Origin of the sequence: Pseudomonas sp. NBRC 111123, from assembly GCF_001320205.1 — a bacterium.
GTDB lineage: Bacteria > Pseudomonadota > Gammaproteobacteria > Pseudomonadales > Pseudomonadaceae > Aquipseudomonas > Aquipseudomonas putida_J.
In genome coordinates this window covers 1-10634 of sequence record NZ_BCAZ01000083.1, presented here as the reverse complement: position 1 = coordinate 10634, position 10634 = coordinate 1, and the positions used below count along the sequence as shown (strand labels likewise).

The 10634-nt window shown below is 59.7% G+C and carries 11 protein-coding genes and 1 pseudogene; 5 read left to right on the top strand and 7 right to left on the bottom strand.

Features of this window, described 5'->3' with window-relative positions; translation table 11 throughout:
• The first annotated feature begins 99 nt into the window (after window positions 1–99).
• Window positions 100–489, top strand: a complete 390-nt coding sequence (locus APH27_RS25020; protein WP_060486180.1) for a hypothetical protein — start codon at window positions 100–102, stop codon at window positions 487–489.
• Window positions 490–567: 78 nt separating this feature from the next.
• Complete coding sequence (locus APH27_RS25015; protein ID WP_027920096.1) at window positions 568–849, top strand: DUF3509 domain-containing protein; 282 nt, start codon at window positions 568–570, stop codon at window positions 847–849.
• Between the two features lie 152 nt (window positions 850–1001).
• Here the strand turns inward: APH27_RS25015 and APH27_RS25010 are convergent, their stop codons facing one another.
• Together APH27_RS25010 and APH27_RS25005 are read right to left on the bottom strand one after the other, a co-directional pair.
• Window positions 1002–1859 (bottom strand): TIGR02285 family protein, encoded by an 858-nt coding sequence (locus APH27_RS25010; RefSeq protein ID WP_060486179.1) that lies wholly within the window; start codon window positions 1857–1859, stop codon window positions 1002–1004.
• Window positions 1860–1870: 11 nt separating this feature from the next.
• The gene (locus APH27_RS25005; RefSeq protein WP_060486178.1) at window positions 1871–3070 is read right to left on the bottom strand and encodes a CaiB/BaiF CoA-transferase family protein; all 1200 of its coding nucleotides are present in this window, start codon (window positions 3068–3070) and stop codon (window positions 1871–1873) included.
• Between the two features lie 133 nt (window positions 3071–3203).
• Here APH27_RS25005 and APH27_RS25000 point away from each other — a divergent pair, with 133 nt between their 5' ends.
• Window positions 3204–3746: a YaeQ family protein gene (locus APH27_RS25000; protein WP_027920093.1), complete on the top strand. Its 543-nt coding sequence runs from the start codon at window positions 3204–3206 to the stop codon at window positions 3744–3746.
• 30 nt (window positions 3747–3776) lie between these two features.
• Window positions 3777–5486, top strand: coding sequence for a single-stranded-DNA-specific exonuclease RecJ (recJ, locus tag APH27_RS24995; RefSeq protein ID WP_060486177.1), 1710 nt, complete (start codon window positions 3777–3779; stop codon window positions 5484–5486).
• A 92-nt stretch (window positions 5487–5578) separates the two neighbouring features.
• Here the strand turns inward: recJ and APH27_RS26500 are convergent, their stop codons facing one another.
• From APH27_RS26500 to APH27_RS24975, 5 genes and pseudogenes are all read right to left on the bottom strand, one after another.
• Window positions 5579–6121: a hypothetical protein gene (locus APH27_RS26500; RefSeq protein ID WP_156335909.1), complete on the bottom strand. Its 543-nt coding sequence runs from the start codon at window positions 6119–6121 to the stop codon at window positions 5579–5581.
• A 38-nt stretch (window positions 6122–6159) separates the two neighbouring features.
• A complete protein-coding gene (locus tag APH27_RS24990) occupies window positions 6160–7092 on the bottom strand; it encodes a hypothetical protein (RefSeq protein WP_060486176.1) in 933 nt (310 codons plus the stop codon).
• Window positions 7089–7679 (bottom strand): 2OG-Fe(II) oxygenase, encoded by a 591-nt coding sequence (locus APH27_RS26680; protein WP_256250722.1) that lies wholly within the window; start codon window positions 7677–7679, stop codon window positions 7089–7091. Before APH27_RS26680 ends, APH27_RS24990 begins: the two co-directional genes overlap by 4 nt.
• A gap of 297 nt (window positions 7680–7976) precedes the next feature.
• A pseudogene (locus APH27_RS24980) lies at window positions 7977–8253 on the bottom strand (DUF3077 domain-containing protein).
• 143 nt (window positions 8254–8396) lie between these two features.
• Window positions 8397–8678 (bottom strand): hypothetical protein, encoded by a 282-nt coding sequence (locus APH27_RS24975; RefSeq protein WP_027920089.1) that lies wholly within the window; start codon window positions 8676–8678, stop codon window positions 8397–8399.
• A gap of 800 nt (window positions 8679–9478) precedes the next feature.
• Here APH27_RS24975 and APH27_RS24970 point away from each other — a divergent pair.
• Window positions 9479–10585 (top strand): NADH:flavin oxidoreductase/NADH oxidase, encoded by a 1107-nt coding sequence (locus tag APH27_RS24970; protein WP_060486175.1) that lies wholly within the window; start codon window positions 9479–9481, stop codon window positions 10583–10585.
• Window positions 10586–10634 lie beyond the last annotated feature (49 nt).

Here is a 10634-nt window from a genome sequence, read left to right as displayed (position 1 = left end):
AAGATTGCAGCGTTTTCCCCAACCATTTGCAGAATTGTCCTATGTAAGGCGCCACAAGCCTTGCCTAGAGTGACCGGTCCTTTCCCCAAGGAGCGGCACATGCGCCAGCCCTACGTGCTGATTCACCCGGCACGCCCATCCCACCAGATACTGCTCCACCAGGCCTGCAATGCCCAAGGCCTGTTCAATGTGCGCATCACCCACGACCTGGCCGACCTCGACACCTGTCTGGCCCGCACGCCGCGCGCCGATCTGCTGATCCTCGAACACGCCGTGAACGATGGCCTGGCCCTGCTCGAACGGGCTCGCTCCATCCGTAGCGTACTGTTCGTCGGCCACCACAACCCAGGTAGCCTGAACCTCGCCAAAGAAGCCCGGCGCCAAGGCTTGTGGGTCGTTGCCGATCTCCCCTGGCCCTTGCCAGTCGGGCGTTGGCAGCAAGCGCTGCAGCGTATTCAAACTGTCATGTCAGCCACGCATGCTCACTAGCACAGCGGTGGCGCAGCGAACTTTCCGCTGCGCTTGCTGGTCAGTTCCTTCATGTCCCATTACAAGCGAGTGATCCGGATGGAAAGAATCTGCAGACTGCTCAACGACGCCCTTGCCCCTTACCAGGCCAAACTGGGTGTGACGGATGCCAGTGGCAATCGCCAATTGACCGTGTACGACAGCCTCGGCGGCACGGCCTTGCGACGTACGGTCAGCCTGCGTCAGTTGCAGGAACAGAGCCTGCTGATCGACCTGGTAGACGGCTTGCACCGTGACCTGCAGATTGTCGAAGGGCGCTTGCAGCCCTGTGTGATCGCGGCATTGCAACAGCGTCAGCAGCCACAGGGAACCTTTGCCTGAATGGCCAATCAGAAACAGTAAGGGCAGCCGGCCAGTGCACAGCTCCGGTACTGGCAGGTTGTCGCGGGAAGTCCATGAGGACTTTCAATTGGCCCCGGGCGTCTTCCCCAGCGTTCGGGGTTTCTTTTTGCCCGCCTTACACAGACTGCAGCTCAGCGGTTTTCGAAGAAGTGCTTGCTCTCTTCCAGGTAGGTTTCGCGCAGCTCGGGGTCAAGCCAGCGAGCATACAGCGCGGGCAGCGTATTCAGGCGCAGGGCCGGTAGCAGTTGGTCGATGTGGCTGACGGCTGCACGCCCCAGGGGTGTGTCCGAGCAGCCCACGTGCAGGAACTGGTAGCGGTTGACGCCCTGGATGGGATGAAACTGATAGTCCGCCGGCGAACCACCCTGTTGCTGAATCAGGTAGCGTACTTCCGGCCAGTAGCCCAGCACCAGTTGCAGGCGCCCGAGCTGTTGCATCTGTAGCAGGTTGGCGGTGGCATCGTTGCCATAGTGGCGGCTGAGCGCCGAGTCGGGCAGTTGGCGAAGGATCTCGTCAACCTCGCTGCTGTAGCTGCGCTCGGCGACGATGCCCAGCTTCAGTCGGGTGTTGGCGAGCAAGCCTTTGAGGTCGACTTGCTGGTCGTCGAGAAACGGTGCCAGTAACGCATGGCCGGTGTTGCGCACCACCACGCCGCTGCTCAGCACGCCGAGCGTAGGTTGCGAGAAGTACACGAACTTCGCACGCTCTGCGGTCCACAGCAGTGTCGGGTCGCAGGTGAAACTGGTCGGATCCTGAAGCATCTGGATACCGCGTGCACGGTTGACCCGGATGATGCTGTGGTCGTACTCGGGCATTTGCTCGATCAGCAGCGGCAGCATCTGGTCGATAACCCCCTGGCCCTTTTCCGTGCCCTCGAACACGGTGAAGGGCGGCAGGTCGCGCACCAGCCAAAGCAGGCGTTCCTTGGCCTGCGCCGGTGCCGTCAGCAGCGCGAGCAGCAGCGCGCAGCACAGGGCCCGCGAGCGCATCTGAAGCAGCCTCAGACCGTGCCCGCCAGGCGCAGGCTGGCGATCGCTGCCTGGTCGTAGCCCAGCGAAGCCAGCACGCTATCGGTGTGTTCACCCAGCGTCGGGCCAACCCATTCGGCAGAGCCCGGGGTGTCCGAGAGCTTTGGCACGATGCCCGGCATCTTGAACGGCTTGCCATCCGGCAGGCGCGCTTGCAGGAACATCTCGCGGGCCAGGTACTGGGGGTCGCTGAACATGTCCTCGGCCGAGTAGATACGGCTGGCCGGGACTTCGGCATCGGTAAGCACCTGCATCAGCCGGTCCAGCGGCAGGCTGTTGGCCCAGCGATCGATCACGCCGTACAGCTCGTCGCGCCGGGCGTCGCGGCCATCATTGCTGGCCAGGCTCGGGTCGTCGGCCAGGTCGGGGCGGCCGATGGCCTGCATGAAGCGCTTGAAGATGGCGTCACCGTTGGCGCCGATCTGCACATGCTTGCCGTCGGCGCTGGTGTGGATGGAGGAGGGCGTGATACCCGGCATGATGTTGCCGGTGCGCTCGCGGATAAAACCGAACACGTCGAACTCCGGGACCATGCTTTCCATCATGGCGAAAATGGCCTCGTACAGCGCCACATCCACCACCTGGCCCTGGCCGCCATTGACTTCGCGATGACGCAGGGCCATCAGCGCGCCAATCACTCCCCACAGCGCGGCGATCGAGTCGCCGATGGAGATGCCGGTGCGCACAGGCGGGCGGTCGTCGAAACCGGTGATGTAACGCAGCCCGCCCATCGATTCACCGACCGCACCGAAGCCCGGCTGGTCCTTCATCGGGCCGGTCTGGCCGAAGCCGGACAGGCGCACCATCACCAGGCGCGGGTTTAGCGCATGCAGCACGTCCCAGCCCAGGCCGAGCTTTTCCAGCACGCCGGGGCGGAAGTTCTCGATAAGGATGTCGGCCTCGCCGAGCAGGCGCTTGAGCACTTCACGGCCTTCGGGGTGCTTGAGGTTGAGCGTCAGTGACTGCTTGTTGCGCGCCTGCACGAACCACCACAGTGATGTGCCCTCGTACAGCTTGCGCCACTTGCGCAGCGGGTCGCCGCCGTCCGGTGACTCGACCTTGATCACGTCGGCGCCGAATTCGGCGCAGATCCGCGAGGCGAACGGCCCGGCGATCAGGGTGCCGAGCTCGATGACTTTCAGGCCGGCGAGGGGTTTGCTGGGCGTAGACATGAGGCATCCGTGGCAGCTGGTCAGAGCCGTGGTTTTAGCATAGGTCCGGAGCGTCCGATACTGCTCCGGCGCAAGCGGAAGCAGGATCGGTTAGACTAGGTGACTTTTCTCTACGCACGAAGCCCAGTCGACCATGGCCCAGCCGTCCACCACCTACAAATTCGAACTGAACCTGACCGATCTCGATCGCGGCGTGTATGAAAACGTCCGGCAGACCATTGCCCGCCACCCTTCGGAAACCGAAGAGCGCATGGCTGTGCGCCTGCTGGCCTACGCCCTGTGGTACAACGAGAACCTGTCGTTCGGCCGTGGCCTGTCTGATGTCGACGAAGCGGCGCTGTGGGAAAAAAGCCTGGACGACCGCATTCTGCATTGGATCGAAGTCGGCCAGCCGGACGCCGAGCGCCTGACCTGGTGCTCGCGCCGCACAGAACGCACCAGCCTGCTGGCCTACGGCAGCCTGCGCGTGTGGGAAGGTAAAGTGGTGGGCGCGGTCAAAGGGCTGAAGAACCTGAACATTGCAGCGGTGCCGCAGGAGGTGCTGGAGGTACTGGCCACCGACATGCCCCGTACCATCAAGTGGGATGTGATGATCAGCGAAGGCACGGTGTTCGTCACCGACGACCGTGGCCAGCACGAAGTGCAACTGCAATGGCTGCTCGGTGAGCGTGGCTGAACCGACTGACACCTGACTGCCGAAGATCCCATGCGTATCGAACCCCGCCCGTTGCCATCGACCCTGCCTTTCCTGGGTAACCTGCCACCTTTGCTGACCCGCCTGTACGCCGCCCGCGGCGTGCAGACCGAGGCCGAACTGGACAAGAGCCTGGCGCGGCTGTTGCCGTATCAGCAGCTCAAGGGTATCGAGGCTGCGGTGGACCTGCTGGTCGACGCCCTCGACCAGCGCCAGCGTATCCTCATCGTTGGCGACTTCGACGCCGATGGCGCCACCGCCAGCACTGTGGGTGTGCTCGGCCTGCGCCTGCTGGGCGCGGCCCATGTCGATTACCTGGTGCCCAACCGCTTCGAGTATGGCTACGGCTTGACGCCGGAGATCGTCCAGGTGGCGCTCGAACGCCAGCCGGACCTGCTGGTTACCGTCGATAACGGTATCTCCAGCGTCGAAGGTGTTGCCGCCGCCAAGGCGGCCGGGCTCAAGGTGCTGGTCACCGACCACCACCTGCCGGGTCAGCAGTTGCCGGATGCCGACGCCATCGTCAACCCGAACCAGCCTGGGTGCGGCTTCCCGAGCAAGTCGCTGGCCGGGGTCGGGGTAATTTTCTACGTGCTCATGGCCTTGCGCGCACGCCTGCGCAGCCTGGGGCGCTACGAAACGCAGCCGCAGCCGAACATCGGCGAGCTGCTCGACCTGGTCGCCCTGGGCAGCGTCGCCGACGTGGTGCCGCTGGATGCCAATAACCGCATCCTCGTGCACCAAGGGCTTGAGCGCATCCGCGCCGGCCGGGCACGGCCGGGCTTGAAGGCGATCCTTGAAGTGGCCCGCCGCGATCACCGGCGCATCACCTCCACTGACCTGGGCTTCATCCTTGGCCCACGGCTCAACGCCGCCGGGCGCCTGGACGACATGAGCCTGGGCATCGAATGCCTGCTGTGCGATGACGAAGCCCTGGCCCAGGACATGGCTCAGCAGCTGGACGAGCTGAACCAGGACCGCAAGTCGATCGAGCAAGGCATGCAGCGTGAGGCACTGGCCCAGCTCAAGGACCTGCCGGTCGAGTCCATGCCTTATGGCCTGTGCCTGTTCGATGCCGATTGGCACCAGGGCGTGATCGGGATCCTCGCTTCGCGCCTGAAAGAGCGCTACCACCGGCCGACCATTGCCTTCGCCGATGCCGGCGACGGCATGCTCAAAGGCTCGGCGCGTTCGGTGCCTGGCTTCCATATCCGCGATGCGCTGGATGCGGTGGCAGCGCGTCAGCCCCAGCTGATCAGCAAGTTCGGCGGCCATGCCATGGCGGCGGGGCTGTCGCTGCCCGAAAGCAACTTCCCGGCGTTTGCCGAAGCGTTCGATGAAGAGGTCCGGCGCCAGTTGCGTGAGGAAGACCTGACCGGTCGTCTGCTGTCGGACGGTAGCCTGGCGGTGGAGGAATTCCACCTCGACCTGGCCAAGGCCCTGCGTAACGCCGGGCCTTGGGGGCAGCACTTCCCCGAGCCGCTGTTCCATGGGGTGTTCCAGTTGGTGGAGCAACGTGTGGTCGGCGAGCGGCACTTGAAGGTGGTGCTCAAGACCGAGTGCGGCTCGGTCCGGCTGGATGGTATTGCGTTTGGCATCGACCGTGATGTGTGGCCGAACCCGACGGTGCGGTGGGTGGAGTTGGCGTACAAGCTGGATGTGAATGAGTTTCGCGGGAATGAGAGCGTGCAGTTGATGATTGCGCATATGGAGCCGCGCTGAGTTTACCTCCAGTTGCCCGCATTGGTTTTTGCGGTGGGGCACAAATCGAGCGCCACTCGCGCGGCGCTCGATCTCCCAAGTGCTGCTCAGGTTCAGTTGCACCCCTTTCTGGGGCGGTAGTAGATCGCCGCTGCCGAAATCAAGGTGCTGATGCCGGCAACTGAGAAAATGATAACGGCCAGTGTGGTCTCCCGGTTTCTTACATGGGTTACATGTGCCGCCAGTGCAGGATCGTAAAGAAACATTCCATTTGGGGCGATTAAACGCTGGACCGTTGCGGCGCGTTCAGAGGTTGCTATGTCGACAAAGAGTGGCGTGTTGCGGTCCAGCTTCGCTGCATCATAGTAAATTTTTTCTGCATAAAGATGAGTGTTGTAGCGCTTTCCATCTAATGTTTTAAACATGATGCTGAACGTGTAGAGAGATCTGTCACTATCCCATGTTTCAGGTTTGGAAGTGAGAGATGCTGGGACTCGCAACCATGATTCTTCGCTGGTTTTTTCGTGTTCGCGCCACATAAGTGTAAAGCTAGCGCTTAAGATGAGATTAAGAATCCCCGCGAGCAGCAAAGCTTTCGCTTGTTTGCGAGGCGGAAGTTCTCGCATCAGCTTTAGCGAGTATTGCCAGATATCCATTTTGGGGTCGGTGCGTTGTTGGGTGGTTAACAGGTCGGTTAGTAATACTGGTCCTGTTGCCCCCCGCTGCAGCATATATAGTTGTCTTGATTGTCTTGATTGTCTTGATTGTCTTGAATAGGTACCGTGATTGATGGCTCAGGGTCGGGGGATTTAACGCCGCCTAGGCTTTCTATACTTATAGTCAGTGTTGCGTCGGGTGCTGGTATGCCAGGGGGCGTCGTTGGCGCTGCTGAGTTGCTGCCTGAGTTTCCGATAAGGGGAGGGGGTTGCGTTGAGCCGGAACTCTCGCTCCCTGTTGCGTTGGTGTCAGTTTGGTTGCTTTCTGGAAAGCTAAGTAGTTTGGTGCCCAGTGTTATTTCTGAAGAGCCAGGGTTCCAGTTAACGGTTGTGATCATTCCCTGGTGGGTGGAAAGTATCTGGTCAGGGGACGCGAGTGTGAAATCAGGCGCAATTTGTGGTGCGTCCAATCCAGTAAGGTCACCTTGATTCAAGAGACTGGTAAAAAGTGGAGCCATCTTGTCGTATGCTGCTTCAGCCAAGTCCGAATTGACAATGCTGTAGATTGTGGCGCTTATGCCGAAGACTGTGGCCCCTCCAGCAATGAATGGTGCTCCGGCCAGAATGGCGAAGGAGGCTACGATGCCTGCAACATTGCCTGCCAAACTTATGACATCTCCTCTCTTAATCTCCGCGCCCTCCTTGAAGTCCGCCGCGATTTTCAGGAATGTTACGGTGCCAGATAGGGTGTTGGTGACAATGTTAATAAAGGGTACAGCACCTACTGCGAAGTGAGTGATGGAGATAACTGAGGCTATCGCCGTAGTTGTTTGTGCTGCTTGGATAACTAGTGAAAATCCGGTCTTGTCGCTGTTGAATTGGTCATGAATAGCCGCTGCTGCCCCGGCGTTATTGACAGGTTTCGCCGTTTTATCTATTACGGCTACTATCAGCTCGGCACGTGTGCTCATTGTTTAACGTCCTTATTTATGGTCTTGAAGGCAATGGTGATGCGCAATTGGTCGCAGTCAATGGTGGGTGATTTAGCTCTGTGCGGTATGTGTCCGTCGAATATCGCTATGCGTCCCGGCTTTGGTTGTATTGCCGCAATGGTGTCATTCGTCTGTTGATTGAATAAAACCAGTTCGCCGCCCCATGTGGTTTCCCACTGGGTATTGCAGAAGAGAACTGCGGTTTTTCCTGGTTCAATTGATTTGTTATCTCTATGAATAGGGCTGTCCTGGCCGAAGGTCTGGCCGTTTGCGTAGACACCAAGGAGCAAACAGTCACGCATGTGAGCAAGCTGCGCACGCCTCCAAATATCAAGTAGAAAGTTCCAGCGGCTGTCGCTGGCCAGTTCATGCTCACAGCACTCCATTGATGCACGTTTGTTGCCGGCTATGAAAATGTGCCAGCAAGGACGTGCAAAGGGAATTGTATTTATGGGCCAGCCATATCTCCATATGGCCCCTGAAAATGCGTCGGTGAGCAAATTTTGCTCTTGTTCAGTAATGAATTTATCTAATACGTTCGCGTTTTCTGTAAAGGAAATATCCATCATCGACTCAAGTCATGGGCGTGGAGATCGGACTTGTGCGAACGGCGTAATTGGTTTCATTGATCGCCGTGACGTGATGGACGATAGTATTTGGACGGCTGAATAACGATAGGAGGAGGGAGATGTTGCTTGAGAAGGATTTCCCAAGAGAACGTAGAACTTTAAGTAGTAGGCTGTAGGATTTTTCTAGAATGCCCGGTAGGCCGGGTGGAAAGGGTTGTCGTGGGTGATACAACCCTAGCCCAAAGGACGGTCGACTTTTACTGGTTACAGTCAGACCGCGAGATGAAGGTGGTTTCAGTTACCCAACGGTTTATGCGTCATGCCTAACTCGGCATCATCCATCAGTGCCTTGGCCATGGCACTCAGGTAATGGGATGCCCAGATCATCATCGGCTTTTCATCCATCAGGCCGATGATGGTCAGTTCTCTTACATAGCCCATCAACTCCGAGGCCTGCTCGCGGGCATCCCGGCAGGGAATGCCTGGCTCGATGCGAAACAGGGGATGGGTCTGGTGTTCGCCTTGGAAGAATGTGGTTTTGCCGACAGTATTGGGTGTCGTCTGTGGTCATCGGTTCCTCTCCTGAAATTGCTCGACTGCCTGTTATGGCCTCTTCGCGGGTAAACCCGCTCCCACAGGTGATGTGCAAATCTTGAGGTCTGTGATGTCCCTGTGGGAGCGGGTTTACCAGCGAATAGGCCAGTAGCTCCAACCTCAATGCAGGCTGCTACTCCGCTCCAAAGCCAGCGACAGTGCATCCGCCTGGCCCCAGGCGATCTGCATGGCGCGCAGCCCATTCACCAGCGATTCCCGGGTGCTGTCATCTTCGATGGTATCGAGGGTCCGGTGGCAATGGTTGTAGGCAAGCATCAGGTAGTGGGTGACGTTCATCACCACATGATCGATGGGCGCGATGCCTTCGCTGACGGCGTTGGTGAGGGTCTTGTCAGAGGGAAGGTCGAAATGATGGGGTGGGTCGGGGACGATTTTCTTCATATGGAACGACTCGTAAGGTTACTGATTGACCGACCTTTCCGATTCCACACGGATGGGTGGCAGTTGTACGCGGTGTGGAATCCAGGCTACGAGTAAACCCGGTAGGCTTTTCGGCCTCCCGCGCACAACTGCCATGACGACAGCAACTCAGTAATTGACCAGGATTCCACTCCCGGGCGCTAAACATCAGCGACACGAAAAAGCCTAAAGGGCGGTGTTTCCAGGAACAATCAGACGCGAGTCGACAGGGTTTGTAGGATATTTTCCTTGGCTACGCACCGCCAGTTCATATGTGTAGGAAGCATCTGATACATGTGTCGGGCCAGTCGGAAATCTCAGTGAGCGGCGCTTAGAGAGGGTGCCCGCCTTGGTTCTTGCAGGGGTGCGGAAATCGAGCGCCGCCCGCGCGGCGCATCGCGGATAAATCCGCTCCTACAGTTTGTTTCGGGACCGTCATTCCTGTGAGGTCACCGCTGTTCGCCTTGTTTGTTCTCTTCGATATTGAGGTGGGCACCACTGCTTTTCATCGATGTTCAGTCATGCACCAAGGCGGTTCCTGTTGGCGGCACAGGAGTGACTGGCCCGAAACAAACTGTAGGAGCGGATTTATCCGCGATGCGCCGCGCGGGCGGCGCTCGGTCTGACAGGCGCTGCAAACCTTCCGACGAACACCCCGCCATCCCACGGAACCATCCCCCCCACCAATCTGGTCTAGTCTGATTAATGACCGGCACCGGGCCAGGGATGTGCACTTGAGTGTCCGGGCCGGATCACCATTGGAGTCCTTGGGAGGTGCCCTCATGAGCCTGCTGCTCGAGCCTTACACCCTGCGTCAGCTGACGCTGCCCAACCGCATCGCGGTCTCGCCGATGTGCCAGTATTCTTCCGTCGATGGCCTGGCCAACGACTGGCATCTCGTCCACCTGGGCAGCCGCGCCGTGGGTGGCGCCGGCCTGGTCATCAGCGAAGCCGTCGCCGTGACCGCCGATGGTCGCATCACCGCCGAAGACCTAGGCCTGTGGAACGACGACCAGATTGCGCCGTTGCAGCGCATTACCCGCTTCATCACCGCCCAGGGCGCCGTGCCAGGCATCCAGTTGGCCCACGCCGGGCGCAAGGCCAGTACCTATCGGCCCTGGCTGGGCAAGCAGGGCAGTGTGAAGATTGAAGACGGCGGCTGGCAGCCGGTGGGGCCGTCGAAAATCGCTTTTGACCCACAGCACACACCGCCGCGCGAATTGAGCCAGGACGAGATTCAGGGGGTGATCGATGCCTTCGTCGCCTCTACCGAGCGGGCGCTGAAAGCGGGCTTCAAGGTCGTCGAAATCCACGCGGCCCATGGGTATCTGCTGCACCAATTCCTTTCACCACTGAGTAATCAGCGCCGCGACGAGTACGGCAGTTGCTTCGAAAACCGCATCCGCCTGACCCTGCAGGTGGTCGAAGCGGTGCGCAAGGCCTGGCCTGCTGAACTGCCGCTGTTCGTGCGTGTATCGGCGACGGACTGGGTTGAGGATGGTTGGAACCCGGATGAAACCGTCGAGCTGGCACGCCGCCTGCGGGTGCTGGGCGTCGACCTGATCGACGTGTCCTCCGGTGGTACCTCGGTGAATGCCGAAATCCCTACAGGCCCTGGCTACCAGACTCGCTTTGCAGAGCGTGTGCGCAAAGAGGCAGAGATCGCCACTGGCACCGTAGGCATGATTACCGAACCGGCACAGGCCGAGCACATTCTGCGCACCGGGCAGGCCGACGTGATCTTCCTGGCCCGGGAGCTGCTGCGCGATCCTTACTGGCCGTTGCATGCCGATGATGACTTGGGTGGCAACAAAGCCACTTGGCCGGCGCAGTACCAAAGGGCGACCAGCCGGGCCAACCCTATTCACGAGTCGGATTTGCGAGATTAGGGGGCTCGCCGGCAGCTATGCGCGGTGGCTGAGATCGAGCGCCGCCCGC

Bases quoted from the DNA above. Each gene is read 5' to 3' on its own strand.
- APH27_RS25020 (WP_060486180.1), top strand. From the start codon at position 100: ATGCGCCAGCCCTACGTGCTGATTCACCCGGCACGCCCATCCCACCAG.
- APH27_RS25015 (WP_027920096.1), top strand. From the start codon at position 568: ATGGAAAGAATCTGCAGACTGCTCAACGACGCCCTTGCCCCTTACCAG.
- APH27_RS25010 (WP_060486179.1), bottom strand. From the start codon at position 1,859: ATGCGCTCGCGGGCCCTGTGCTGCGCGCTGCTGCTCGCGCTGCTGACG.
- APH27_RS25005 (WP_060486178.1), bottom strand. From the start codon at position 3,070: ATGTCTACGCCCAGCAAACCCCTCGCCGGCCTGAAAGTCATCGAGCTC.
- APH27_RS25000 (WP_027920093.1), top strand. From the start codon at position 3,204: ATGGCCCAGCCGTCCACCACCTACAAATTCGAACTGAACCTGACCGAT.
- recJ (WP_060486177.1), top strand. From the start codon at position 3,777: ATGCGTATCGAACCCCGCCCGTTGCCATCGACCCTGCCTTTCCTGGGT.
- APH27_RS26500 (WP_156335909.1), bottom strand. From the start codon at position 6,121: ATGGATATCTGGCAATACTCGCTAAAGCTGATGCGAGAACTTCCGCCT.
- APH27_RS24990 (WP_060486176.1), bottom strand. From the start codon at position 7,092: ATGAGCACACGTGCCGAGCTGATAGTAGCCGTAATAGATAAAACGGCG.
- APH27_RS26680 (WP_256250722.1), bottom strand. From the start codon at position 7,679: ATGGATATTTCCTTTACAGAAAACGCGAACGTATTAGATAAATTCATT.
- APH27_RS24975 (WP_027920089.1), bottom strand. From the start codon at position 8,678: ATGAAGAAAATCGTCCCCGACCCACCCCATCATTTCGACCTTCCCTCT.
- APH27_RS24970 (WP_060486175.1), top strand. From the start codon at position 9,479: ATGAGCCTGCTGCTCGAGCCTTACACCCTGCGTCAGCTGACGCTGCCC.